This is a genomic window from Klebsiella pasteurii, from assembly GCF_018139045.1.
Taxonomy (GTDB): domain Bacteria; phylum Pseudomonadota; class Gammaproteobacteria; order Enterobacterales; family Enterobacteriaceae; genus Klebsiella; species Klebsiella grimontii.
In genome coordinates this window covers 3908808-3932763 of record NZ_CP073236.1, presented here as the reverse complement: position 1 = coordinate 3932763, position 23956 = coordinate 3908808, and the positions used below count along the sequence as shown (strand labels likewise).

The 23956-nt window shown below is 56.1% G+C and carries 24 protein-coding genes; 12 read left to right on the top strand and 12 right to left on the bottom strand.

Annotated features, from left to right (window positions below):
- Positions 1 to 59: 59 nt before the first annotated feature.
- Genes nanQ through KCG39_RS18485 form a run of 4 tightly spaced genes read right to left on the bottom strand, consistent with a single transcriptional unit; the run spans position 60 to position 3623 of the window.
- Complete coding sequence (nanQ, locus tag KCG39_RS18500; RefSeq protein ID WP_004126981.1) at positions 60 to 524, bottom strand: N-acetylneuraminate anomerase; 465 nt, start codon at positions 522 to 524, stop codon at positions 60 to 62.
- A complete protein-coding gene (gene nanK, locus KCG39_RS18495; protein ID WP_142468039.1) occupies positions 521 to 1396 on the bottom strand; it encodes an N-acetylmannosamine kinase in 876 nt (291 codons plus the stop codon). The genes nanQ and nanK overlap by 4 nt, the downstream gene beginning before the upstream one ends.
- Positions 1393 to 2082, bottom strand: coding sequence for an N-acetylmannosamine-6-phosphate 2-epimerase (locus KCG39_RS18490; RefSeq protein ID WP_004126973.1), 690 nt, complete (start codon positions 2080 to 2082; stop codon positions 1393 to 1395). Before KCG39_RS18490 ends, nanK begins: the two co-directional genes overlap by 4 nt.
- 50 nt (positions 2083 to 2132) lie before the next feature.
- Positions 2133 to 3623, bottom strand: a complete 1491-nt coding sequence (locus KCG39_RS18485; RefSeq protein WP_004126970.1) for an MFS transporter — start codon at positions 3621 to 3623, stop codon at positions 2133 to 2135.
- Positions 3624 to 3949: 326 nt separating this feature from the next.
- Here KCG39_RS18485 and KCG39_RS18480 point away from each other — a divergent pair, with 326 nt between their 5' ends.
- The gene (locus tag KCG39_RS18480) at positions 3950 to 4831 is read left to right on the top strand and encodes a MurR/RpiR family transcriptional regulator (RefSeq protein ID WP_004126967.1); all 882 of its coding nucleotides are present in this window, start codon (positions 3950 to 3952) and stop codon (positions 4829 to 4831) included.
- A 147-nt stretch (positions 4832 to 4978) separates the two neighbouring features.
- On the top strand, positions 4979 to 5869 hold the full coding sequence (locus KCG39_RS18475) for a dihydrodipicolinate synthase family protein (RefSeq protein WP_004126964.1): 891 nt from the start codon (positions 4979 to 4981) through the stop codon (positions 5867 to 5869).
- A 103-nt stretch (positions 5870 to 5972) separates the two neighbouring features.
- Here the strand turns inward: KCG39_RS18475 and KCG39_RS18470 are convergent, their stop codons facing one another.
- From KCG39_RS18470 to KCG39_RS28100, 7 genes are all read right to left on the bottom strand, one after another.
- A complete protein-coding gene (locus KCG39_RS18470; RefSeq protein WP_004126960.1) occupies positions 5973 to 6380 on the bottom strand; it encodes a GNAT family N-acetyltransferase in 408 nt (135 codons plus the stop codon).
- Between the two features lie 143 nt (positions 6381 to 6523).
- The gene (gene mnmE / locus KCG39_RS18465) at positions 6524 to 7888 is read right to left on the bottom strand and encodes a tRNA uridine-5-carboxymethylaminomethyl(34) synthesis GTPase MnmE (RefSeq protein WP_142468041.1); all 1365 of its coding nucleotides are present in this window, start codon (positions 7886 to 7888) and stop codon (positions 6524 to 6526) included.
- Positions 7889 to 8082: 194 nt separating this feature from the next.
- The gene (yidC, locus tag KCG39_RS18460; RefSeq protein WP_004126953.1) at positions 8083 to 9729 is read right to left on the bottom strand and encodes a membrane protein insertase YidC; all 1647 of its coding nucleotides are present in this window, start codon (positions 9727 to 9729) and stop codon (positions 8083 to 8085) included.
- A 2-nt stretch (positions 9730 to 9731) separates the two neighbouring features.
- Positions 9732 to 9989 carry a membrane protein insertion efficiency factor YidD gene (gene yidD, locus KCG39_RS18455; protein ID WP_004871831.1) on the bottom strand — a complete coding sequence of 86 codons (258 nt, stop codon included), beginning with the start codon at positions 9987 to 9989 and terminating at the stop codon, positions 9732 to 9734.
- Entirely contained in the window at positions 9953 to 10312 is a 360-nt protein-coding gene (gene rnpA, locus KCG39_RS18450) for a ribonuclease P protein component (RefSeq protein WP_004871829.1), read from the bottom strand. The genes yidD and rnpA overlap by 37 nt, the downstream gene beginning before the upstream one ends.
- Positions 10313 to 10327: 15 nt before the next feature.
- On the bottom strand, positions 10328 to 10468 hold the full coding sequence (gene rpmH, locus KCG39_RS18445) for a 50S ribosomal protein L34 (RefSeq protein WP_004871828.1): 141 nt from the start codon (positions 10466 to 10468) through the stop codon (positions 10328 to 10330).
- A 218-nt stretch (positions 10469 to 10686) separates the two neighbouring features.
- Positions 10687 to 10767, bottom strand: a complete 81-nt coding sequence (locus tag KCG39_RS28100; protein ID WP_418271147.1) for a hypothetical protein — start codon at positions 10765 to 10767, stop codon at positions 10687 to 10689.
- Between the two features lie 323 nt (positions 10768 to 11090).
- Here KCG39_RS28100 and dnaA point away from each other — a divergent pair, with 323 nt between their 5' ends.
- From dnaA to gyrB, 4 genes are all read left to right on the top strand, one after another.
- The gene (gene dnaA / locus KCG39_RS18440; protein WP_004126950.1) at positions 11091 to 12491 is read left to right on the top strand and encodes a chromosomal replication initiator protein DnaA; all 1401 of its coding nucleotides are present in this window, start codon (positions 11091 to 11093) and stop codon (positions 12489 to 12491) included.
- Between the two features lie 4 nt (positions 12492 to 12495).
- Positions 12496 to 13596 (top strand): DNA polymerase III subunit beta, encoded by a 1101-nt coding sequence (gene dnaN, locus KCG39_RS18435; protein ID WP_004107206.1) that lies wholly within the window; start codon positions 12496 to 12498, stop codon positions 13594 to 13596.
- Positions 13597 to 13744: 148 nt separating this feature from the next.
- Positions 13745 to 14818, top strand: coding sequence for a DNA replication/repair protein RecF (gene recF / locus KCG39_RS18430; protein WP_004126948.1), 1074 nt, complete (start codon positions 13745 to 13747; stop codon positions 14816 to 14818).
- Positions 14819 to 14846: 28 nt separating this feature from the next.
- Positions 14847 to 17261, top strand: a complete 2415-nt coding sequence (gene gyrB, locus KCG39_RS18425) for a DNA topoisomerase (ATP-hydrolyzing) subunit B (RefSeq protein WP_004126944.1) — start codon at positions 14847 to 14849, stop codon at positions 17259 to 17261.
- A gap of 32 nt (positions 17262 to 17293) precedes the next feature.
- Here gyrB and KCG39_RS18420 read toward each other — a convergent pair whose 3' ends face one another.
- A complete protein-coding gene (locus KCG39_RS18420; protein ID WP_211811444.1) occupies positions 17294 to 18229 on the bottom strand; it encodes a LysR family transcriptional regulator in 936 nt (311 codons plus the stop codon).
- A 110-nt stretch (positions 18230 to 18339) separates the two neighbouring features.
- On the opposite strand from KCG39_RS18420, the gene KCG39_RS18415 reads away from it, so the two are divergent.
- The 6 genes from KCG39_RS18415 to dgoD all read left to right on the top strand — a co-directional run bounded on the left by KCG39_RS18415 (position 18340) and on the right by dgoD (position 23844).
- Positions 18340 to 19365 (top strand): zinc-dependent alcohol dehydrogenase family protein, encoded by a 1026-nt coding sequence (locus tag KCG39_RS18415; RefSeq protein ID WP_087828625.1) that lies wholly within the window; start codon positions 18340 to 18342, stop codon positions 19363 to 19365.
- Between the two features lie 115 nt (positions 19366 to 19480).
- Positions 19481 to 20293 (top strand): sugar-phosphatase, encoded by an 813-nt coding sequence (gene yidA, locus KCG39_RS18410; protein WP_142468042.1) that lies wholly within the window; start codon positions 19481 to 19483, stop codon positions 20291 to 20293.
- Between the two features lie 243 nt (positions 20294 to 20536).
- Positions 20537 to 21226: a D-galactonate utilization transcriptional regulator DgoR gene (gene dgoR, locus KCG39_RS18405; RefSeq protein ID WP_004126932.1), complete on the top strand. Its 690-nt coding sequence runs from the start codon at positions 20537 to 20539 to the stop codon at positions 21224 to 21226.
- Positions 21223 to 22098, top strand: coding sequence for a 2-dehydro-3-deoxygalactonokinase (locus KCG39_RS18400; protein ID WP_112167110.1), 876 nt, complete (start codon positions 21223 to 21225; stop codon positions 22096 to 22098). The genes dgoR and KCG39_RS18400 overlap by 4 nt, the downstream gene beginning before the upstream one ends.
- Entirely contained in the window at positions 22082 to 22699 is a 618-nt protein-coding gene (locus tag KCG39_RS18395) for a 2-dehydro-3-deoxy-6-phosphogalactonate aldolase (protein ID WP_087828623.1), read from the top strand. The genes KCG39_RS18400 and KCG39_RS18395 overlap by 17 nt, the downstream gene beginning before the upstream one ends.
- Entirely contained in the window at positions 22696 to 23844 is a 1149-nt protein-coding gene (gene dgoD / locus KCG39_RS18390) for a galactonate dehydratase (protein WP_004126926.1), read from the top strand. The genes KCG39_RS18395 and dgoD overlap by 4 nt, the downstream gene beginning before the upstream one ends.
- The last annotated feature ends 112 nt before the right edge of the window (positions 23845 to 23956 follow it).

Sequence of the window (23956 nt, the reverse complement as noted above, 5' to 3'; positions counted from 1 at the left end):
GCTTTGGCGTCGGGAGGCCATCCCGCCAGGAGGCATACCTGGCGGGCGAAGGAAGCGACTCAGACAAGCAGCGCGCGGTTAACTTTAATTACTGCTTTTTTTATCTCCATGCTCGCTGCGCCCTGCACGCCCGGCTTATGCGGTTCGCCAGGAAAAAAAATGGCGAACATGCCAGGCTTCAGGGTCACCTGCTGCTGGTCGGCGATAGCTGCGCACAGCTGGTAGTCCTCTTCTTTATGCCAGACGTCGCACTCACGGGCGCTGTCGGCTACGCCGCAGTGGATTGTCTCCTCGCCTTGCAGCAGGATCTGAATATCAATAAATTTTTCGTGCAGCTCCGCTTTTTTACTTTCCGCCGACTGCGTGGCGAAGCGCATGACGTTCATATAAATATCATCGCCCTGCAACTCATAACGACCCGGCTCACACTGCTGCGGCTGAACTTTTACGGCCAGCCTCACGGCCTGAAGCAGAACGGGTAACAGTCCCGCGCGTTCCGGATGGTGGATATCGCCGATAATCATAATGCTTTGTCCTCCGCTAACAACGCCGCGCCAATCAGACCGGCATCATGCTGATAGTGTGCGGCTACAATCTTCGTCTGATAGACCGCAGGTTCCTGCGCCAGATAGGTCTCAACTAGCGGGAGATAGCCGGGCGCCAGCCCGATGCTGCCGCCCAGTACGGCACACTGGCAGTTAACGCTGGCCTTCATGTCGGCAATCAGCCGGGCGATGGTTTGCGCCGAACGGTGGACTAACGACGTTGCCTGCGGATGGCCGCTCTGCGCAAGAGTAAAAATGGATTTGGCCGTCATCCCCTGCAGATCGTCCGTCGCCAGCGCGGCGATCCCTCTGCCGGAGGCAATAGCCTCTACGCAGCCGGTGCGACCGCAGCCGCAGCGCGGACCGTGCGGATCGGCCAGCGTGTGCCCGATATGCCCGGCTAGCCCCTCGTTCCCGGACAGGAGCCGACCGTTGCAGATGATACCGCCGCCCACGCCCGTTGAGATGGTGATGAATACCATCTCGTCGGCATCGACAGACAGGGCGTGATATTCGGCCCAGGCCGCCGCCTGCGCATCGTTCACGACCAGGCACGGTCGCCCCGTCAGCTGCGCCAGCGTCTCCCGCAGAGGAAACTGCGCCAGCCCGCCAAGGTTATCCGGGTTTAACGCCGTCAGTACGCTGTGACGAATGATTCCCGTCGAGGCGACCGCTATCCGCCGGGCCTGCCCCGCGAAAGGCGCGACCAGCGCGCTCAACGCCTCCGTCAGTGCCGCCGGCGTTTTGCTGGCGGGCGTCGGCAGCGCTCGTTTCTCCAACAGACGATGCTGCGTATCAATTAGCGCGGCGGCCAGCTTGGTGCCGCCGATGTCTATCGCCAGCGTCGTCATAGCGCAACCTCAGCCAGCGCATCGCGGTACCACTGGCAGATGTGTTCAATACGCGTAATCGCGGAACCGACGGTCACCGCCCATGCGCCTTGCATTATGGCCTGCGCTGCCAGGGCCGGGGAGTTGAACCGCCCTTCGGCAATGACCCGGTATCCTTTGGCGCTCAGCGCCTGCACTAGCGGGAAATCCGGTTCGGTAGGTACCGCATCCGTGGTATACCCGGATAGCGTAGTGCCGATAATTTCTGCGCCCAGAGCGTGGCAGCGAGTACCGTCTTCAAGGTTCGAGCAGTCTGCCATCGCGACGCAGCCCTGCTGATGAATACGCTCGATAGTCGCCTTCACGCTGGCCGGACGCGGGCGATCCGTGCCGTCAAAGGCGATAATATCCGCACCCGCCTGCGCCAGCGCGTCCACATCCTCAAGGAACGGCGTGATGCGCACCGGCGAGTCCGGCAGGTCGCGCTTGATGATGCCGATAATGGGTACTGAAATAAGTTCGCGCGTGGCCTTCAGGTTATTAATGCCTTCAATACGTACCGCGACTGCTCCCGTCTTGACCGCCGCCAGCGCCATCGCCGCGACTATTTCAGGCTTATCTAACGGGCTGCCCGGCACCGGCTGGCACGAGACAATGAGTCCGCCCAATTCTTTAACCTTCACATCCAAAGTATCAAATAAAGACATAGCGCTATCCCTTACTTCCGTTTGCGCCCGACAGCGCCGGGCGCATGAATTTAATGTTTACTGCAAAGCGGAGCGTCCGCTTTGTCGTGACGAACCTTTGCCCCGCTAAACGGTTTGCCATCAATAGCGTCATGGGTTCGCAGCGCCTCCGGGCGAATCCAGCGCTGTACGCGAGACGGCATATCCAGGCCAATCAGCAGGATCACCACAAACGTCAATCCAAAAGAGAGCGACCCCAGCGCCGTACCCAGATGCATATGCTGTGCGACCAGCGCGCCGAGGACCGGCGCCGCCGCACCGCCCAGAGCGCCGACGTTGTAGGTGAAGCCCAGACCGGCAGCGCGCTGATCGGTGTCAAAGTAACCACCGATCAGTTTCGGCAGTATTCCCGCGATCCCCTGTCCCAGCATCTGCTGGAAGAAGAGCAGGAGGCCCAGACCCCAGAGGCTGGCGCCGCCGATGGCGAAGACAGGGATAATCAGTACCTGCGAGGCCAGCAGGCTGTAAACGTAGGCTTTACGCGTGCCCAACCAGTCGCCAAGGAATCCGCCGACGATGCAACCGACGGCCGCGCCGAATCCACTGAAGAAAAGTACCTTCGCAACCGTCGCCGGATCGTATGCCAACTCGGTTTTCAGATAGGTTGGCAGCAGCGCCTGGATAGGCCACGAATAGAGGAAGGCGAACAGAACGACAACCATCAGCATCACGCCGGTCGGCCAGCGTTTTCCGCTGCTCTGTACCATGAAGCTGATGAAAATAACGGTGCAAACGAGCGCCAGGGCAATCACCACAAGCGGGTTGTGCTGGTTACCTGCGAAGCAGAACCACAGCGCTGCCGTTGCGATCAGCGTCGTTGCTATATTCATGGCGCGATATTTACCGCGATAGAGGATATCCACCATCGTCCGCACCGGCGCTTTCTTCGTCTGCCGCTCTTTCCAGTCTTCCGTTTCCGGAATATTTTTACGCAGCCACAGCGCGAAAATAATCGGCAAAATGCCGAGGAAGAATAAGGCGCGCCAGCCCCAGAGGGGCACCACCAGGCTGTAAACCTGCGCCGCCACAACGGCGCCGACGGAAAAGCCTGAGATCAGGAAACCGCTGGCTTTGTTACGCAGATGTTTTGGCCAGCTTTCAATAACATAGGTGGCGCTGGAGCCGTACTCGCCAGCCATCCCCATTCCGATCACCATTCGGGCGATAAACATCGAGGTGTATCCCGGCGCAAAGCCGCAGGCCAGCGTACCGACGGAGAAAAGAATAATACTGCTGACCATCGCCAGGCGGCGGCCATAGCGGTCGCCCATTGCCCCCAGCAGCAGGCCGCCGAACCAACGGGAGATAAATGCCGCGGAGATAATACTCGCCGCCTGGACCGTGGTGAGCTGAAATTCGCTTTGTACTTCGGTGAGCACCAGAGCGATTAAAACGAAATCAAAACCATCCAGTAAATAGCCCAGCCAGGCTGCAGAGAAAGCCCGCCACTGGGACTTATTGAGATGCTTATACCATGGTTTGGTACTTATTATTTCACTCATATGCTCTCCTGTGATGAGCAGCGTTTTTATGCTATCGGGCCTAAAACAGCAGGGTGTCGCATAGCCAAATGAAGTTAAACTCCATTTAATGTATTTTTTAGAAGTTAAACACCACAAGAGCATTTTATTAAATGTGTGAACAAGATCATGGACACAGAATAGGAGAAACGAAAAAAGGCGATCTGACTCACGCCATGAGACGTAAAATGTTTTCGCCGCTCAGGATATAGACGCGGCGGCACGGCGTTTTTAAAAATCCATATTGCCTGGTGATGCGCTGTACTCCATCATTAGCGCCTGATAATCGCGTAAACAGTAGGGAAGAGATGACGACTCCGACTTCGCCGGTCAAAGCCGGGAAAATACTTGATACCCTGGGAGCGATGCAAAGCAGTATGACCCGCGTCGGGAAAAGCATTGCGCAGTTTGTGATGACTTCCCCCCACAAGGTGACGCAGCTTTCTATCGCCGACCTCTCAGAGGAAGTGAACGCGGGCGAAGCGTCGGTGATCCGTTTCTGTCGACAGCTGGGCTATAAAGGCTTTCAGAATTTCAAAATGGAGCTGGCTATTGAGCTGGCCATGACCGATACCGATGACAACAGCACGCTTCTGGAGGCTGAAATTCAGAAAGCCGACGATGCGCACACCATTGGTCTCAAGCTCCAGGGCGCTATCTCGACCGTGCTCTCGGAAACGCTCAATCTGCTGGATATGGAGCAGGTTGAACGGGTCGTTGAGGCGCTGCATAGCTGCAATAGCACCTTTATCTTCGGCGTTGGCGCCTCCGGGCTGACCGCCGAAGAGATGAAGCACAAGCTGATGCGAATCGGGATGCGCGTCGATGCCTTAACGAATAATCACTTTATGTATATGCAGGCCGCGCTGCTCAAGGCTGGCGATGTCGCTATCGGTATCAGCCACTCCGGGCATTCGCCGGAAACCACCCACGCCCTTAGTCTGGCAAAGCAGGCCGGAGCCATCACCGTCGCCTTAACGCATAACCTCGGGTCGCCATTGAGTAAAGTCGCGGATATTACGCTGATTAACGGCAACCGCCAGGGACGCCTGCAGGGCGACTCCATTGGCACCAAAACGGCGCAGCTTTTCGTACTGGATCTCATTTACACGCTGCTGGTGCAGAAAGATCCTGAAGCCGCCCGAGCCAATAAACTGCGCACGATGGATGCCCTGTCCACGCTCAAATAGAACGATTTTTGTGCGATTCGTCACAATCTTCTACTCCCGTTTTTCTCCCTGCCGGTATCCAGTTGCAACCGGCATGGTTACCTCTTAAAGTGGAGTAATACTTCAAAGTAAATTTATTTAAGAAGAAAAACACCATTAGAGGTTTACATGACAAAGCTAACCGGTCTTATTGCCGCTCCCCACACGCCTTTTGATGCCAACGGCGAAGTCAACTACCCCGTTATCGATCGGATTGCCGAGCACCTGATTCGCCAGGGCGTTAAAGGCGCTTACGTCTGTGGGACAACCGGAGAAGGTATCCACTGTTCTGTTGACGAGCGTAAAAAAATCGCCGAGCGCTGGGTCGCGGCAAGCCAGGGACAGCTCAGCATCACGCTGCACACGGGGGCGCTCAGCATCGCCGATGCGCTGGAGCTGAGCCGTCATGCTGAAACCCTGGATATTTTTGCCACCTCGGTCATCGGTCCGTGCTTCTTTAAACCGTCTACCGTCGACGATCTGGTGGAATATTGCCGCATTATCGCCGCCGCGGCGCCGTCAAAAGGCTTCTATTACTACCATTCCGGCATGTCGGGTCTGAGCCTCGATATGGAGCAGTTTCTGATCGCCGCGGCGGATAAAATTCCGAACCTGTCCGGTATGAAGTTTAACTCCGCGGATATGTATGAGTTCCAGCGCTGCCTGCGCGTCAACAATCGCCAGTTCGATATTCCGTTCGGCGTGGATGAGTTTTTACCCGCAGGCCTGGCCTGCGGCGCCATCGGCGCGGTGGGCAGTACCTATAACTACGCGGCGCCGCTCTATCATCGCCTGATCGAGAGCTTCAACCAGGGGGATCATCAGGACGTTGCCGCCTGTATGGATAAAGTCATCGCGATTATTCGCATCCTGGTTCAGTACGGCGGCGTGGCGGCCGGGAAGCTGGCCATGCAGCTGCACGACATTGACGTCGGCGATCCGCGCCGCCCGCTGCGCCCGATGACCAGCGAGCAAAAGCGCGTCGCGCTGGACGCTTTTCGCGCTGCCGACTTTATTTAATTCTGATAGCATCACCGGCATCCGGGAGATACCGCAGCCCCGGATGCCCCTCCGCCGTTACGGCGATTCTGGTTACATCTAAACAGGGCGTTAGTACTCGGGGCTATTTCCAGATCTTCGCCATACCTTCACTTTCCGGCCTGACGCTGGAAAAGCCGAATTTCGCGTACAGTTCGGGAACATCGGCCACCAGCGAGACGTATGCCCCTTTAAACGCGTTGTTATCAAGCCAGGTAACTATTTTTTGCACGATCTGGCGACCGAGACCTTTTCCCTGATGGGCCGGGTCCACGGCGACGTCGACAATTTCAAAGTTCAGCGCGCCGTCGCCGACGATACGCCCCATACCAACGGTCACGCCCTCATAGAGAATATGCACGCCGTAGCAGCTACGCGGCAGGCCAGCACGGGCGCCTTCCAGCGGGCGCGGCGACATACCTGATATGACGCGCAGGCGACAAAAATCTTCTGCAGAAGGGACGGTATCAATAAAGGTGTAATCGATAGTCATGGTTGCATCCGGCACGTTAAAAACAGCGATGCCGATAAGGGTAATAGATAAACCAATCTACGGTGAAGATGATAAATAAAAATAATAAAAAACCCGCTTTAACAGGACGTTAATGCGGGTTAGTCAATGCTCACATACTGAGCTTATTTACCAATACAGAAACTTGAGAAAATACGCCCCAGCAGGTCATCGGAGGTAAACTCGCCGGTGATTTCGCTCAAGTTCTGCTGAGCCAGGCGCAGCTCTTCCGCCAGCAGCTCGCCAGCCCACGCGCCCAGCAGCTGCGCTTTACCCTGCTGCAGATGCTCTGCGGCGTCGGACAGCGCCTGTAGATGGCGGCGGCGCGCCAGAAAACCGCCTTCCATATTGGTTTCAAAGCCCATGCTCTGCTTGAGATGATTACGCAGTACGTCTACGCCCTCGCCGGTACGCGCCGAAAGGCGTACAAGTGAGTGATCATTTACTTCGCTCATCCCCAGCGTTTCGCCGGTTATATCCGCTTTGTTGCGCACGACGGTAATCGGCAGGTTTTTCGGCAGACGGGCGATAAAATCTGGCCAGATATCCGCCGGATCGGTCGCGTCAGTGGTGGTGCCATCGACCATAAATAGCACGCGGTCGGCCTGTTCAATCTCCTGCCAGGCGCGCTCGATACCGATGCGCTCGACCTCATCGTTCGCATCGCGCAGGCCGGCGGTATCGATGATGTGCAGCGGCATACCATCGATATGGATATGTTCGCGCAGCACGTCGCGGGTGGTACCGGCAATATCGGTGACGATAGCCGCTTCCCGGCCCGCCAGCGCATTCAGCAGGCTTGATTTCCCGGCGTTCGGCCGCCCGGCAATGACGACCTTCATCCCTTCGCGCAGCAGGCTGCCCTGGCGCGCTTCGGCGCGAACGGCATCAAGATCGGCGATAACGTCGTTTAGCTGGGCTTCAATTTTGCCATCGGAGAGGAAGTCGATCTCTTCGTCCGGGAAATCAATGGCCGCCTCCACGTAGATGCGCAGGTGCGTCAGCGCTTCCACAAGATGGTTTACGCGGGTAGAGAATGCGCCCTGCAGCGAATTCAGCGCAGAACGTGCCGCCTGCTCGGAGCTGGCGTCGATTAGATCGGCAATGGCTTCTGCCTGTGCCAGGTCGAGCTTGTCGTTTAAAAACGCGCGCTCGGAGAACTCGCCGGGCCTGGCGATGCGCACGCCCGGCAGCGTCAGAATGCGTTTCAGAAGCAGGTCGAGGATAACCGGTCCGCCGTGGCCCTGAAGCTCCAGCACGTCTTCACCGGTAAAGGAGTTAGGGCCGGGGAACCACAGCGCAATCCCCTGATCCAGCGCACTGCCGTCGCTGTCTTTAAACGGCAGGTAGTCGGCATAGCGCGGTTTCGGCAGCTTGCCCAGCACCGCCTGCGCAACGTCGCGCGCCTTCAGGCCAGAGATGCGCAGAATGCCCACACCACCGCGTCCCGGTGGGGTTGCCTGGGCGACGATAGTGTCGTTATGGCTCATGGTGACTCTCTATGTAGATGTAAAAAAGGCGGTCTATTGACCGCCTTCTCTGGCATTAACGTTACCGTAGATACTCGAAATAATTCAAGTTGCAGAAAGGCGGCAAGTTAGTGAGGCCCCAGGAGCTTACTGTAGTAAGTGACTGGGGCGAACTAATGAAGCCAACGCATCTGCGGCTTGAAGAATGAAGAGTATCAGGATTTTTTCTTCTCGCGGCTATGAAGGCCACGCTTCTCCAGACCACGGTAAATCAGCTGCTGCTGAATAATGGTGACCAGGTTGCTGACGATATAGTAAACCACCAGACCGGACGGGAACCACAGGAAGAACACCGTGAAGATGACCGGCATAAAGGTCATGATCTTCTGCTGCATCGGGTCGGTCACGGTGGTCGGAGACATCTTCTGGATGAAGAACATCGTCGCGCCCATGATGATCGGCAGGATGTAGTACGGGTCTTGCGCAGACAGGTCGTGGATCCACAGGATAAACGGCGCATGACGCAGTTCAACCGAGGCGCTCAGCATGTAGTACAGCGCAAGGAAGATTGGCATCTGGATTATCAGCGGGAAGCAGCCACCCAGCGGGTTAACCTTCTCAGCTTTATACAGGGCCATCATTTCCTGGCTTTGACGCTGCTTGTCGTCGCCAAGACGCTCGCGCATCGCCTGAATCTTCGGCTGCAGCATACGCATCTTCGCCATGGAGGTGTACTGCGCTTTAGTCAGCGGGTACATGATGCCACGAACGATAAAGGTGATGACGATGATGGAGAAGCCCCAGTTGCCCAGGAAGCTATGGATCCATTTCAGCAGTTTGAACAGCGGCTGAGAGATAAACCACAGCCAGCCGTAGTCGACGGTCAGGTCAAGGTGTGGCGCAACGGCAGCCATTTTGTCCTGAATGGCCGGGCCGACCCACAGGGTGCTTTCCAGCTTATCGGTTTGACCCGGCTGCACCAGAACCGGCTGCGATTTGTAGCCGATCGCCACAATACCGTTGCCGAGATTCGCGGTGTAGAAGTTGTTAGTACCGTTGTTCTGCGGAACCCATGCGGTTGTGAAGTACTGCTGCAGCATGGCAACCCAACCATTTTTGGTGCTAACGTTCAGGTTTTCGTTATCGATAATAGTATCGAATTTATATTTTTCGTACTTCGTTTCAGACGTTGAGTACGCCGCGCCGCGGAAGGTGTGCATCGTTGTCAGACCGCCGGTCTGCGTATCGCGATGCGTCGGCAGGTTGGCCGTTTGCTTCAGCTGACCAAACGTCGACACTTCCAGCGGTTTTTCGCTGGCGTTCTGCACGCTATAGCCGACGTTTACCGCATATTCACCGCGCTTCAGGGTAAAGGTTTTGGTGAATACGTTGCCTGCTTTATCGGTGTACGTCAGAGGAATGACGATTTCGTTCTGGCCATCAGCCAGCACAAACGCATCTTTATCGACGTTATACAACGGACGCGGTCCGTTAGCCGGGTTGTCCGGGCCATCACGACCGGTCAGGCCGCTCTGCGCCTGATAGGTAAACTGCGGCGTGGTTTCCAGTAACTGGAACGGCTCAGTCGACTTCAGCTCTTTCGGATAATCCAGAAGCAGCGCTTGCTCAACATCACCACCGCTGGTGTTGATGGTCAGGTCAAGCACATCGGTTTTTACCGTAATCAGTTTCCCCTGGCCACTGGCCGGTACGCCCTGGTCGGCGGCGCTACCCGTTGCTGTGGTCGTTGTCTGCGTGGTCTGCTGCTGAGGTTGAGGATTGTTATCCTGCTCCCAGGCTTGCCAGATCATGAAAGACACGAACAACAAAGCGATGATAAGAAGATTGCGTTGCGAATCCATCGTTAGTGTTCTCTGGTATCAAATGGTCCAGGCGGGACGGGATCGTCACCACCAGGGTGTAAAGGGTGGCATTTTAATACGCGTTTCACCGTCAACCAACTGCCTTTTATCAATCCAAACCTGCGCAATGCCTCAATTCCGTATTGAGAACAGGTCGGCGTGAAACGGCAGTGCGGCCCGAGTAGCGGACTAATCAGGCGCTGATAGACCCGAATCAGGCCTATCAGGACCCGCGAGCCAGGCGACAGTGGCGGCGCCATAATTTTTCCAACGCTTCCGAGAGAGCACGGTTATCGAGGTCGGCAACCCCTTTCTTCGCCACCACCACGAAATCCATTGGCGGGAGTTCATGTTGACGTAAACGGAAGCTTTCACGCGTCAGACGTTTAATCCGATTGCGTTCATGCGCTCGCTTAACGTTTTTCTTGGCGACGGTAAGACCGATGCGGGGATGCCCCAGCGAATTTTGGCGGCCGAGGATGGTGATTTGCGGCGTGCCAGCCCGTAATGGCTGCTGGAAGACGAAAGTGAAATGACTGGGAGTTAACAAGCGTAACTCCCTGGGAAATGCGAGCTTAACCACTCAGGGTTAGCTTTATTACTTGGAAACGGTCAGACGAGCGCGGCTTTTAGCACGACGACGTGCCAGAACCTGACGACCATTTTTAGTAGCCATACGAGCACGGAAGCCGTGAGAACGGTTGCGCTTCAGTACAGACGGTTGAAAAGTGCGTTTCATGGCGATTTCTACCTAAACTTGAATAATTTCACTGACTTTCGCGTAAATCCGAACGAATTTCGAACGGCCTACGCCTCAGCGTGGGTGATTAAAGAGGCCGGATTGTAATAATTGTACACTCCGGAGTCAATTCTCTTTCCTTATTTCTCGCACCTTGCCGCACAAAAAACAGGCGATGGCACGTTACGGAAAACGGGCATTACGCGCCGGGTGGTGGATTATACGACCTGGTGGATAAAGCGCAAGGATCGCAAAGGATCTTTGTTAGATCGATTAAGCCCAAAACCAGGATAGTTCATTAATTTTTCCAATATGCGGCTGAAATCGTGCTCCACTCCAGCCAGGATCGATTACACTTACCCAGCTTCGATCCTTCCTGTGGATAAATCGGGAAGAATCTGTTGAGAAACACAAGATCTCTTTCTCAGTTTAGGCTATGATCCCCGGTCCCGATCGGGATCCAGAGATCCGCATCGGGTAATAACCGCAGATAGCGGTTCGCACGTCACCCCTTTAGTGCAGGGCTTTTCGGCTATGCAGGGTCTTGTCGACGTGTGCCAACAATCACGATTGTTTCAGTTTCTCTTTTTATATATCGATTTTTGTTCGAGTGGAGTCCGCCGTGTCACTTTCGCTTTGGCAGCAGTGTCTTGCCCGATTGCAGGATGAGTTACCAGCCACAGAATTCAGCATGTGGATACGCCCTTTGCAGGCGGAATTGAGCGATAACACGCTGGCACTGTATGCGCCAAACCGTTTTGTGCTCGATTGGGTAAGGGATAAATACCTCAATAATATCAATGGACTCCTCAATGATTTTTGCGGTGCGGATGCCCCACAGCTGCGGTTTGAGGTAGGCGCTAAGCCAGCCGTTCAGATGCAGAGAGGTACGGTTAGCGTTGCGGCCGCAGCGCCCGCGCAGCCGATCCAGACGGCGCGCGTCGCGCCGACGATCGTGCGTCCGGGTTGGGATAACGTTCCGGCGCCGGCAGAACCGACCTACCGCTCTAACGTCAATGTAAAACACACGTTTGATAACTTCGTCGAAGGTAAATCCAACCAGCTGGCTCGCGCGGCGGCGCGTCAGGTTGCGGATAACCCCGGCGGCGCGTACAACCCGCTGTTCCTTTATGGCGGTACCGGTTTGGGTAAAACCCACCTTTTACATGCGGTGGGTAACGGAATTGTGGCGCGTAAACCCAATGCGAAAGTGGTTTACATGCACTCAGAGCGTTTTGTACAGGACATGGTAAAAGCCCTGCAAAACAACGCTATTGAAGAATTTAAGCGCTATTACCGCTCCGTTGACGCCCTGTTGATCGATGACATTCAGTTTTTCGCTAATAAAGAGCGCTCGCAGGAAGAGTTTTTCCACACCTTTAACGCCCTGCTGGAAGGCAATCAGCAGATCATCCTGACGTCGGATCGCTATCCGAAGGAGATCAACGGGGTTGAGGATCGTCTGAAATCACGCTTCGGCTGGGGGCTGACGGTCGCGATCGAGCCGCCAGAGCTAGAAACCCGCGTGGCGATCCTGATGAAAAAAGCCGATGAAAACGACATTCGCCTGCCGGGCGAAGTCGCGTTCTTTATTGCTAAGCGCCTGCGCTCTAACGTACGTGAACTCGAAGGGGCACTGAACCGCGTTATTGCCAACGCCAACTTTACCGGCCGGGCGATCACCATCGATTTCGTGCGCGAAGCGCTGCGCGATCTGCTGGCTTTACAGGAAAAACTGGTCACCATCGACAATATTCAAAAGACGGTGGCGGAGTATTACAAAATTAAGGTAGCGGACCTGCTGTCTAAACGCCGCTCCCGTTCGGTGGCGCGCCCTCGGCAGATGGCGATGGCGCTGGCAAAAGAGCTGACCAACCACAGTCTGCCGGAAATCGGCGACGCGTTTGGCGGCCGCGACCATACCACCGTCCTGCACGCTTGCCGCAAGATTGAGCAACTGCGTGAAGAAAGCCACGATATCAAAGAAGATTTTTCCAATTTAATCAGAACATTATCCTCGTGACGCTATGAAATTTACCGTAGAACGTGAACATTTATTAAAACCGCTGCAACAGGTTAGCGGTCCTTTAGGTGGTCGTCCGACGCTACCGATTCTTGGCAACCTGCTCCTACAGGTTACCGATGGCGCGCTGTCGCTGACCGGTACCGATCTGGAAATGGAAATGGTCGCGCGCGTTGCGCTGATTCAGCCGCACGAAGCGGGAGCAACAACCGTTCCGGCGCGTAAATTTTTTGATATCTGCCGCGGCCTGCCTGAAGGCGCGGAGATCGCGGTCCAGCTGGAAGGCGAGCGCATGCTGGTGCGTTCCGGACGCAGCCGCTTTTCGCTGTCGACGCTGCCTGCGGCGGATTTCCCGAACCTCGATGACTGGCAGAGTGAAGTCGAATTCACCCTGCCGCAGGCGACCATGAAGCGTCTGATCGAAGCGACGCAGTTTTCAATGGCGCACCAGGACGTTCGCTATTACTTAAACGGTATGCTGTTTGAAACCGAGGGTAGCGAACTGCGCACCGTGGCGACCGACGGTCACCGCCTGGCGGTTTGCTCGATGCCGCTGGAAGAGTCGCTGCCCAATCATTCGGTGATCGTGCCGCGTAAAGGCGTGATTGAGCTGATGCGTATGCTCGACGGCGGCGATACCCCGCTGCGCGTGCAGATCGGCAGCAACAATATCCGCGCTCACGTTGGCGACTTTATCTTCACTTCTAAGCTGGTGGATGGACGTTTCCCTGACTATCGCCGCGTATTGCCGAAAAACCCGGATAAGCACCTGGATGCCGGCTGCGATATTCTCAAGCAGGCCTTTGCTCGCGCGGCGATTCTTTCTAACGAAAAATTCCGCGGCGTGCGACTGTACGTCAGTGAAAATCAGCTGAAAATCACCGCCAATAACCCGGAACAGGAAGAAGCGGAAGAAATTCTCGATGTCACCTATGCCGGGACCGAGATGGAAATCGGCTTTAACGTCAGCTATGTGCTGGACGTCCTGAACGCGCTGAAGTGTGAGAACGTGCGCATTCTGCTGACGGATTCCGTTTCGAGCGTGCAGATTGAGGATGCGGCCTCCCAATCCGCAGCCTACGTCGTCATGCCTATGCGATTGTAGAATCTGCAAAGGGGCTGGTTTACTTGCCATTTCGCCTTCCGGCAGTGCTCGAAATGCTCACGTACTTCGTGTACGCTCCGCTTTCTGCGCGCTGGCGGTAGACGAACTGGCTGCGACACCCACGCCCCTTGAATGATGACGAGCTGATATGTCGCTATCCCGACTCCTGATTAAAGATTTCCGCAATATTGAAAATGCGGATCTCGCCCTCTCTCCCGGCTTTAATTTCCTGGTTGGCGCCAACGGCAGCGGCAAAACCAGCGTACTTGAAGCTATCTACACGCTCGGCCACGGGCGGGCGTTTCGCAGTTTGCAGATTGGCCGCGTGATTCGTCACGAACAGGAGTCCTTTGTTCTGCACGGTCGCCTGCAGGGCGAAGAGCGAGAAGTATCTATCGGCCTGACGAAAGATAAGCAGGGCGACAGCAAGGTGCGTATCGACGGTACCGATGGGCATAAAGTGGCTGAGCTGGCTCATCTGATGCCGATGCAGCTGATTACGCCCGAGGGGTTTACTTTACTCAACGGCGGCCCCAAATACAGAAGAGCGTTCCTTGACTGGGGATGCTTCCACAACGAAGCCGGATTCTTTACCGCCTGGAGCAACCTGAAGCGTCTGGTGAAGCAGCGCAACGCCGCGCTGCGTCAGGTAAGCCGCTATGCCCAGCTGCGGCCATGGGATCTGGAGCTGATCCCGCTGGCGGAGCAAATCAGCCGCTGGCGGGCCGAATATAGCGCCGCTATCGTCGAAGACATGGCGGATACCTGTCGGCAGTTTTTGCCGGAGTTCGCTCTCACTTTTTCTTTCCAGCGCGGCTGGGAGAAAGAAACGGATTATGCCGAGGTGCTGGAGCGAAATTTCGAACGCGATCGCATGCTAACCTATACCGCCCACGGCCCGCACAAAGCGGATTTCCGCATTCGTGCCGATGGCGCGCCGGTAGAGGATACATTGTCACGCGGGCAGCTTAAGCTGCTGATGTGCGCCCTACGACTGGCGCAAGGCGAGTTTCTGACCCGCGAAAGCGGGCGGCGCTGCCTGTACCTGATAGATGATTTTGCCTCGGAACTTGACGACGCGCGGCGCGGGCTACTTGCCAGCCGCTTAAAAGCCACGCAGTCGCAGGTTTTCGTCAGCGCCATTAGCGCTGAACACGTTATGGACATGTCGGACGAAAATTCGAAGATGTTTACCGTGGAAAAGGGTAAAATAGCGGATTAACCTAAGATAAAATGAGCGAGAAACGTTGATGTCGAATTCTTATGACTCCTCCAGTATCAAAGTCCTGAAAGGGCTGGATGCGGTGCGTAAGCGCCCGGGTATGTATATCGGCGACACGGATGACGGCACCGGTCTGCACCACATGGTATTCGAGGTTGTGGATAACGCTATCGACGAAGCGCTCGCAGGTTACTGTAAAGACATCGTTGTTACTATCCACAGCGATAACTCCGTCTCCGTCCAGGATGACGGTCGCGGTATTCCGACTGGTATTCACCCCGAAGAGGGCGTGTCGGCGGCGGAAGTGATCATGACCGTTCTGCACGCGGGCGGTAAATTCGATGATAACTCCTATAAAGTTTCCGGTGGTCTGCACGGCGTAGGCGTTTCCGTGGTTAACGCCCTGTCGCAGAAACTGGAGCTGGTCATTCAGCGCGATAACAAAATTCACCGTCAGATTTACGCGCATGGCGTGCCGCAGGCGCCGCTCGCGGTTACCGGCGAAACCGAAAAAACCGGCACCATGGTGCGTTTCTGGCCGAGCTACGAAACCTTCACCAACGTGGTCGAATTCGAATACGAGATTCTGGCAAAACGCCTGCGCGAGCTGTCGTTCCTGAACTCCGGTGTGTCGATTCGCCTGCGCGATAAGCGCGACGGTAAAGAGGATCATTTCCACTACGAAGGCGGTATTAAAGCGTTCGTAGAATATCTGAATAAAAACAAAACGCCGATCCACCCGAATATCTTCTATTTCTCCACCGAAAAAGACGGCATCGGCGTTGAAGTTGCGCTGCAGTGGAACGATGGTTTCCAGGAAAACATCTACTGTTTTACCAACAACATTCCGCAGCGCGACGGCGGTACTCACCTTGCTGGCTTCCGTGCGGCGATGACCCGTACCCTGAACGCCTACATGGATAAAGAAGGCTACAGCAAAAAAGCGAAAGTCAGCGCCACCGGCGACGATGCCCGTGAAGGCCTGATCGCTGTGGTCTCCGTGAAGGTGCCGGATCCGAAGTTCTCCTCGCAGACCAAAGACAAGCTGGTCTCCTCTGAGGTGAAATCGGCGGTCGAACAGCAGATGAACGAACTGCTGAACGAATACCTGCTGGAAAATCCGTCTGACGCCAAAATCGTAGTCGGTAAAATCATCGACGCGGCGCGCGCGCGCGAAGCCGCACGTCGGGCGCGTGAAATGACCCGCCGTAAAGGCGCGCTGGACCTGGCGGGCCTGCCGGGCAAGCTGGCGGACTGTCAGGAACGCGACCCCGCGCACTCTGAATTGTACTTAGTGGAAGGGGACTCTGCGGGCGGCTCTGCGAAACAGGGGCGTAACCGTAAGAACCAGGCGATTCTGCCGCTGAAAGGTAAAATCCTTAACGTTGAGAAAGCGCGCTTTGACAAAATGCTCGCGTCTCAGGAAGTGGCGACGCTGATTACCGCGTTGGGCTGCGGCATTGGCCGTGATGAGTACAACCCGGACAAACTGCGCTACCACAGCATCATCATCATGACCGATGCGGACGTCGACGGCTCGCACATTCGTACGCTGCTGTTGACCTTCTTCTATCGTCAGATGCCGGAAATCGTTGAGCGCGGACACGTCTACATTGCCCAGCCGCCGCTGTACAAAGTGAAGAAAGGCAAGCAGGAACAGTACATTAAAGACGACGAAGCGATGGATCAGTACCAAATCTCCATCGCGCTGGATGGCGCAACTTTGCATACCAACGCCAACGCGCCGGCCTTAGCCGGCGAGCCGCTGGAGAGACTGGTTGCCGAGTATAACGCCACGCAGAAAATGATTACGCGTATGGAACGTCGTTATCCTAAAGCCCTGCTGAAAGAGCTTATCTATCAGCCGACGCTGGCAGAGGCCGACCTGGCGAACGAGCAGACCGTAACGCGCTGGATCAACGCCCTGGTGAGCGAGCTGAACGAGAAAGAGCAGCACGGCAGCCAGTGGAAATTTGATGTCCGCGAGAACGCCGAGCTGCAGCAGTTTGAGCCGATCGTTCGCGTCCGTACCCACGGCGTGGATACCGACTACCCGCTGGATCACGAGTTTGTCACCGGGCCGGAATACCACCGTATCTGCGCGCTGGGCGAAACGCTGCGCGGTCTGATTGAAGACGATGCCTTTATCGAGCGCGGCGAGCGTCGTCAGCCGGTGGCCAGCTTCGAACAGGCGCTGGACTGGCTGGTGAAAGAGTCCCGTCGCGGCCTTTCTATCCAGCGCTATAAAGGTCTTGGTGAGATGAACCCGGATCAGCTGTGGGAAACCACCATGGATCCGGACAGCCGCCGCATGCTGCGCGTGACCGTTAAGGACGCGATTGCCGCTGACCAGCTGTTCACGACCCTGATGGGGGACGCCGTTGAACCACGTCGCGCCTTTATCGAAGAGAACGCCCTCAAAGCGGCAAACATCGATATTTAATCGTCGTATACCGCCATACTCAGGCCGCGCATTTAGCGCGGCTTTTTTATGGGCGCAGGCCTATCCAGCAACATCACGGACGGTAAACTGCTGGCGAGCGTATCGACGGCAATTCTCACCCTCAGCGGCAGATGCGGCGTCTGTTGCCAGACCGCGTGAACGTCGAAGCGCACATCCGGTGCCTGCTTTAACAGCGGGATGAGTTTTCCCTCATGAATTTCTTTACTGACCATCCAGCAGGGCAGCCATGCAATACCGTGTCCGGCCAGCGCTGCGTCGCAGATCGCCTGCAAATCATCCATATTGAGCGATGAACGGGGAGTAAAGGTATGCGAGGCACCTTCACTGTCCATCAGCTGCCAGGATAGTACTCTGCCTGCCTGCAGATAGTTAATGGCCGCATGATGGGGTAAATCATCAACGCTTTGCGGCGTCCCCTTCTTCTGCAGATAATCCGGCGCGGCGCACAGTACCATGCGGTGTTCTCCCAGCCTTCTGGCGACCAGAACGCTGCTGTCCTGAAGCGTGCCGTTACGTACCGCCATATCAAACCCTTCCTCGACGAGATCCACAACGCGGTCGCTGAATGACATCTCCAGCTCAAGGTCTGGATGTTCCTGAGCCAGCGCGATCAGCAGCGGGGCGACGCACTGGCGGCCAAACAGCACCGGCATGGCAACGCGCAGGCGGCCACTGACCTGCTGTTTACCCGTTTCCAGTAGCGATTCTGCGCCCCGAATTTCCTCCAGCGCGCGCAGGCAGTGTTCATAAAATAGGGCGCCGCTGTCGGTCAGACTTTGGCTGCGGGTCGTACGTTGAAACAGACGTACCCCCAGTCGCTCCTCAAGGCGAGCGATGCTCTTTCCCACCGCCGAACGCGACAAATGCAAACGGATTGCGGCCTGCGCAAAACTGCCCGCCTCAACGGCGGCCACAAAAACGGGAATATCCTTCAGCGTATTGGACATAAATTGTTTCTTTTTTGGCGTCAATAGTGGGAAAAGTTATCGCCACTGGCGACTCAGAGTCAACGGTAGACTGTCGATACTGAAGCTTATTTGATTGCAGGAGAAAAAAGATGACAGAGACAATGCAACGCTGGTCGATGAACGCCCTAGGGCGCGAGAATCTCAAACTCACCCAGGCGCCCGTGCCGCAGCCCGGCCCGGGAGAAGTCCGCGTACGGGTGAATGCCGTTGCGCTCAACTACCGCGATAAAATGGTTATCGAAGGCTCCATGCCGATCGCGCTTTCCTTCCCGTTTACGCCGGCATCCGATATGGCGGGCGTGGTGGAAAGCACGGGAGAGGGCGTCACGCGTTTTAAACCCGGCGCTCGCGTCATCTCGACCTTTTTCCCGGAGTGGATCGACGGTAGGCCAACAGCGGACGCCCGCACTTTGCCCTATAAAACGACCGGCGGTTACTTTCAGGGGATGCTGGCTGAGTACGTGATTGTGAATGAAAACGGGTTGGTGGCCGCTCCGGAATCCCTGGATGACGCAGAGGCCAGCACGTTACCCTGCGCCGGGCTTACCGCATGGTTCGCGCTGGTGGAGCGCGGTCATTTGCGCGCCGGGCAATCGGTACTGGTGCAGGGCACGGGCGGTGTGGCGATATTCGCTTTGCAAATTGCCAAAGCGCAGGGGGCGGAGGTTTTTGTCACGTCGGGAAGCGATGAAAAACTGGTGCGGGCTAAGCAACTCGGCGCCGATTATGGCATCAACCGGCTTAAAGGTGACTGGGCTGAAGGGATATACGAACTGACGAGCGATCGCGGCATCGACCACATCATTGAAACCGTTGGCGGGGAGAACCTGAGGCATTCCCTGCGCGCCGTGGCGGTTCATGGGCGTATTTCGGTCATCGGCGTGCTGGCGGGCAGTGAAATCTCGCTGCCCGCGGGCGAACTGTTGCTGAAATCCCCGGTGATTCAGGGGATTGGCGTCGGGCACCGTCGTGCGCTGGAAGATTTCGTTCGCGCCGTTGACGTGACCGGGTTGAAGCCTGTGATTGAGCACCGTTACCGCTTTAACCAGCTTGAACAGGCGCTGGAACACCTCGATCGCGGGGCGTTTGGCAAAATTGTGCTCACCCGCGAGTAAGACTCCGTTCCCCGGATCTTGCCTAAAAGGGGGGATTCTGCTGCGCAATGTAGCTCTATTTTTGTGGGCTTAATCGCGTTAGCATGAGTAAGGACTCATCTTACCCGGGGATTTCATGGCTATTAAACTGATTGCAATCGATATGGACGGCACGCTCCTGCTGCCTGACCATACTATCTCTCCTGCGGTGAAAACCGCGATTGCCGCAGCCCGTGAACGCGGCGTTAACGTGGTGCTGACCACCGGCCGTCCTTACGCTGGCGTGCACAGTTATCTGAAAGAACTGCATATGGAGCAGCCTGGAGATTACTGCATCACCTATAACGGTGCTTTAGTGCAGAAGGCGAGCGACGGCAGTACCGTTGCACAAACCGCGCTGGGCTACGACGACTACCGCTATCTGGAACAGCTGGCCTGCGATGTCGGCTCCCACTTCCACGCGCTCGACCGCAATACCCTGTATACCGCGAACCGCGATGTGAGCTATTACACGGTACATGAATCCTACGTGGCGACGATCCCGTTGGTCTTCTGTGAAGCAGAAAATATGGATCCGAATATTCAGCTGCTGAAAGTGATGATGATCGATGAGCCGGCGATTCTGGATCAGGCTATCGCCCGCATTCCGGCTGAAGTGAAAGAGAAATACACCGTGCTGAAAAGCGCGCCGTACTTCCTTGAAATTCTTGATAAACGCGTCACCAAAGGCACTGGCGTGAAATCGCTGGCCGATGCGTTGGGTATCAAAGCGGAAGAGGTGATGGCGATTGGCGATCAGGAAAACGACATCGCGATGATTGAATACGCCGGTGTCGGCGTAGCAATGGACAATGCGATTCCGGCAGTCAAAGAAGCGGCAAACTTTATCACAAAATCTAACCTGGAAGACGGTGTAGCGTATGCTATTGAAAAATATGTCTTAAACTAAAGGTCTCTTTCTGAAAAACCCGCGTTTATCGCGGGTTTTTTTATGCTCTAAGTTTACCCCGCTGCAAGATCTCCAAACCGAATTGTCGTTTTTGTGATCTAAATTGTAGTACAACATGTTTGTGTTGTACTACATTGTGTCCATGGAGATGACGAGTGGTATCACGTTAGTACTACAAAGTTGCGGTTAAATCCGCCTGTCGCGGTAAAGTAGAGGGAGACATCCAGAGCACAAGGACTCTCCATGACTCTCAATAAAACCGATCGCATTGTTATCACGCTGGGCAAGCAGATTGTCAGCGGCAAATACGTTCCCGGCTCTGCGCTGCCCGCGGAAGCCGACCTGTGTGAGGAGTTCGCCACCTCGCGCAATATCATTCGCGAAGTGTTCCGTTCGTTGATGGCTAAGCGGCTGATTGAAATGAAGCGCTATCGCGGCGCGTTCGTTGCGCCGCGTAACCAGTGGAATTATCTCGACACTGACGTTTTACAGTGGGTGCTGGAGAGTGATTACGACCCGCGGCTGATTAGCGCGATGAGCGAGGTACGTAACCTGGTTGAACCCGCGATTGCCCGCTGGGCGGCAGAGCGCGCGACGTCGAGCGATCTGGCGCAAATAGAAGAAGCGCTCAATGACATGATCGCCAACAACCAGGACAGAGAGGCGTTTAACGAGGCGGATATTCGCTATCACGAGGCGGTGCTGCAGTCGGTGCATAACCCGGTACTGCAACAGCTCAACGTAGCGATCAGCTCGCTGCAGCGGGCGGTATTTGAAAGAACGTGGATGGGCGATGAGGCCAACATGCCGAAAACGCTCCAGGAACATAAGGCGCTGTTTGACGCCATCCGGCATCAGGACAGCGAAGCGGCGGAGCAGGCGGCGCTCACCATGATCGCCAGCTCGACACGAAGGCTGAAGGAAATCACATGACATCTCGCTACATCGCAATTGACTGGGGATCGACCAACCTGCGCGCCTGGCTTTATCAGGACGACCAGTGCCTGGAGAGCAGGCAATCGGAAGCTGGCGTCACGCGCCTGAACGGACATTCCCCCGCAGCGGTGTTTAGCGAAATAACCACGGGCTGGCGCGACAGCGCTACCCCGGTAGTGATGGCGGGAATGGTCGGCAGTAACGTCGGCTGGAAGGTGGCGCCCTATTTGCCCGTTCCCGTTGATTTCTCCGCCATTGGCCAACAATTGACGTCCGTTGGCGACAAAGTCTGGATTATCCCCGGGCTCTGCGTCTCTCGAGACGATAACCAGAATGTGATGCGCGGCGAAGAGACTCAGCTCCTCGGCGCGCGGATGATTGCCCCTTCTTCCGTCTACGTGATGCCCGGCACCCACTGCAAATGGGTGCAGGCCGACCGCCAACAAATTAACGACTTTCGCACGGTGATGACCGGCGAACTGCATCATCTTCTGCTGCGCCACTCGCTGGTCGGCGCCGGGTTACCGGAGCAGGTCTCCGCCCCCGGCGCGTTTAACGCCGGGCTTGAGCGCGGCCTTCATTCGCCAGACATTCTGCCGCGGCTTTTTGAGGTGCGCGCTTCGCACGTGCTGGGGTCGCTGCCGCGCGAGCAGGTCAGCGAGTTTCTGTCGGGGCTGCTGATTGGCGCGGAAGTCGCCACCCTGAGCCAACGCTTTCACGACTCGCAGGTCGCCATTGTCGGCGGCGAGGCGCTAGCGAACCGCTATCAGCAGGCCCTGAGCGCCATTGGCCGTCAGACCACCGTGGTGTCGGGTGACAACGCATTTCAGACAGGAATAAGGAGCATCATCCATGCAGTGGCAAACTAACTTACCGCTTATCGCTATCCTGCGCGGTATCAAGCCGGAAGAGGCGCTGGCGCATGTGGGGGCGGTGATTGACGCCGGATTTGACGCCGTAGAAATTCCGCTCAACTCACCGCAGTGGGAAAAGAGTATTCCCGCCGTTGTTGAGGCTTATGGCGATAAAGCCCTGATTGGCGCAGGCACTGTGCTTAATACAGAACGGGTGGATCAGCTTGCCCAAATGGGCTGCAGGCTTATCGTCACGCCCAATATTCAGCCCGAGGTCATTCGCCGTGCGGTGAGCTATGGCATGACGGTTTGCCCGGGATGCGCGACGGCGACAGAAGCGTTCGCCGCGCTGGACGCCGGGTCTCAGGCGTTGAAAGTCTTCCCTTCTTCGGCTTTTGGCCCTGACTACATCAAAGCGTTAAAAGCCGTTTTGCCGCCGGAGGTGCCCGTTTTTGCGGTGGGCGGCGTGACGCCGGAAAATCTGGCTCAGTGGATAAAAGCAGGCTGTACCGGCGCCGGGTTGGGCAGCGATCTTTATCGCGCAGGCCAATCCGTAGAGCGTACCCAACGGCAGGCGACAGCATTTGTTAAAGCGTATCGAGAGGCAGTGCAATGAAAATAACCAAACTCACCACGTATCGTTTACCCCCGCGCTGGATGTTTTTAAAAATTGAGACCGACGAAGGCGTGGTTGGCTGGGGCGAGCCCGTGATTGAAGGGCGCGCGCGCACCGTAGAGGCGGCGGTGCATGAGCTCGGCGATTATCTGATAGGCCAGGATCCGGCGCGGATTAACGACCTGTGGCAGGTGATGTACCGCGCGGGCTTTTACCGCGGCGGTCCGATTTTAATGAGCGCCATCGCCGGTATCGATCAGGCGCTGTGGGATATTAAAGGCAAAGTGCTGAACGCGCCGGTCTGGCAGTTGATGGGCGGCCTGGTGCGCGACAAAATCAAAGCCTACAGCTGGGTTGGCGGAGATCGTCCGGCGGAGGTGATTGACGGTATCAAAAAGCTGCGCGGAATTGGTTTTGATACCTTTAAATTAAACGGCTGCGAAGAGCTGGGGCTTATCGATAACTCGCGCGCGGTGGATGCCGCGGTGAATACCGTCGCGCAAATTCGCGAAGCGTTCGGCAATGAAATTGAGTTCGGCCTCGATTTCCACGGTCGCGTTAGCGCGCCAATGGCGAAGGTGCTGATTAAAGAGCTGGAGCAATATCGCCCGCTGTTTATTGAAGAGCCGGTTCTTGCCGAACAGGCGGAATATTATCCGCGGCTGGCGGCGCAAACCTCGATTCCTATCGCGGCGGGCGAACGCATGTTCTCGCGCTTCGAGTTTAAACGCGTGCTGGAAGCGGGTGGGCTGGCCATTCTCCAACCCGATCTGTCGCACGCCGGCGGTATTACCGAGTGCTATAAAATCGCCGGAATGGCCGAAGCCTACGACGTGGCGCTGGCGCCGCACTGCCCGCTGGGACCTGTTGCGCTTGCCGCCTGCCTGCACGTCGACTTTGTCTCATATAACGCCGTCTTCCAGGAGCAGAGTATGGGAATTCACTATAACAAGGGCGCGGAATTACTCGACTTTGTGAAAAATAAAGAGGACTTCAATATGGAAGGCGGTTTCTTTAAACCATTAATGAAGCCCGGGCTTGGCGTAGAAATAGATGAAGCGCGGGTCGTGGAATTAAGTCAGAACGCGCCGGACTGGCGTAATCCGTTGTGGCGGCATGAGGATGGTAGCGTCGCCGAATGGTAAATGCGCGTCATACTTTGCGCTGCTGATGCGTTGGCTGCATTTTCTTATCCCAGTCACATACTAATGTATGCTCCTGGGAATGCGAAAATTTGCCGCCTTTCCCCAGCACAAA

Coding starts and splice junctions, on each gene's coding strand:
- nanQ (WP_004126981.1), bottom strand. CDS start 524: ATGATTATCGGCGATATCCACCATCCGGAACGCGCGGGACTGTTACCC.
- nanK (WP_142468039.1), bottom strand. CDS start 1,396: ATGACGACGCTGGCGATAGACATCGGCGGCACCAAGCTGGCCGCCGCG.
- KCG39_RS18490 (WP_004126973.1), bottom strand. CDS start 2,082: ATGTCTTTATTTGATACTTTGGATGTGAAGGTTAAAGAATTGGGCGGA.
- KCG39_RS18485 (WP_004126970.1), bottom strand. CDS start 3,623: ATGAGTGAAATAATAAGTACCAAACCATGGTATAAGCATCTCAATAAG.
- KCG39_RS18480 (WP_004126967.1), top strand. CDS start 3,950: ATGACGACTCCGACTTCGCCGGTCAAAGCCGGGAAAATACTTGATACC.
- KCG39_RS18475 (WP_004126964.1), top strand. CDS start 4,979: ATGACAAAGCTAACCGGTCTTATTGCCGCTCCCCACACGCCTTTTGAT.
- KCG39_RS18470 (WP_004126960.1), bottom strand. CDS start 6,380: ATGACTATCGATTACACCTTTATTGATACCGTCCCTTCTGCAGAAGAT.
- mnmE (WP_142468041.1), bottom strand. CDS start 7,888: ATGAGCCATAACGACACTATCGTCGCCCAGGCAACCCCACCGGGACGC.
- yidC (WP_004126953.1), bottom strand. CDS start 9,729: ATGGATTCGCAACGCAATCTTCTTATCATCGCTTTGTTGTTCGTGTCT.
- yidD (WP_004871831.1), bottom strand. CDS start 9,989: ATGGCGCCGCCACTGTCGCCTGGCTCGCGGGTCCTGATAGGCCTGATT.
- rpmH (WP_004871828.1), bottom strand. CDS start 10,468: ATGAAACGCACTTTTCAACCGTCTGTACTGAAGCGCAACCGTTCTCAC.
- KCG39_RS28100 (WP_418271147.1), bottom strand. CDS start 10,767: ATGAACTATCCTGGTTTTGGGCTTAATCGATCTAACAAAGATCCTTTG.
- dnaN (WP_004107206.1), top strand. CDS start 12,496: ATGAAATTTACCGTAGAACGTGAACATTTATTAAAACCGCTGCAACAG.
- recF (WP_004126948.1), top strand. CDS start 13,745: ATGTCGCTATCCCGACTCCTGATTAAAGATTTCCGCAATATTGAAAAT.
- gyrB (WP_004126944.1), top strand. CDS start 14,847: ATGTCGAATTCTTATGACTCCTCCAGTATCAAAGTCCTGAAAGGGCTG.
- KCG39_RS18420 (WP_211811444.1), bottom strand. CDS start 18,229: ATGTCCAATACGCTGAAGGATATTCCCGTTTTTGTGGCCGCCGTTGAG.
- KCG39_RS18415 (WP_087828625.1), top strand. CDS start 18,340: ATGACAGAGACAATGCAACGCTGGTCGATGAACGCCCTAGGGCGCGAG.
- yidA (WP_142468042.1), top strand. CDS start 19,481: ATGGCTATTAAACTGATTGCAATCGATATGGACGGCACGCTCCTGCTG.
- dgoR (WP_004126932.1), top strand. CDS start 20,537: ATGACTCTCAATAAAACCGATCGCATTGTTATCACGCTGGGCAAGCAG.
- KCG39_RS18400 (WP_112167110.1), top strand. CDS start 21,223: ATGACATCTCGCTACATCGCAATTGACTGGGGATCGACCAACCTGCGC.
- KCG39_RS18395 (WP_087828623.1), top strand. CDS start 22,082: ATGCAGTGGCAAACTAACTTACCGCTTATCGCTATCCTGCGCGGTATC.
- dgoD (WP_004126926.1), top strand. CDS start 22,696: ATGAAAATAACCAAACTCACCACGTATCGTTTACCCCCGCGCTGGATG.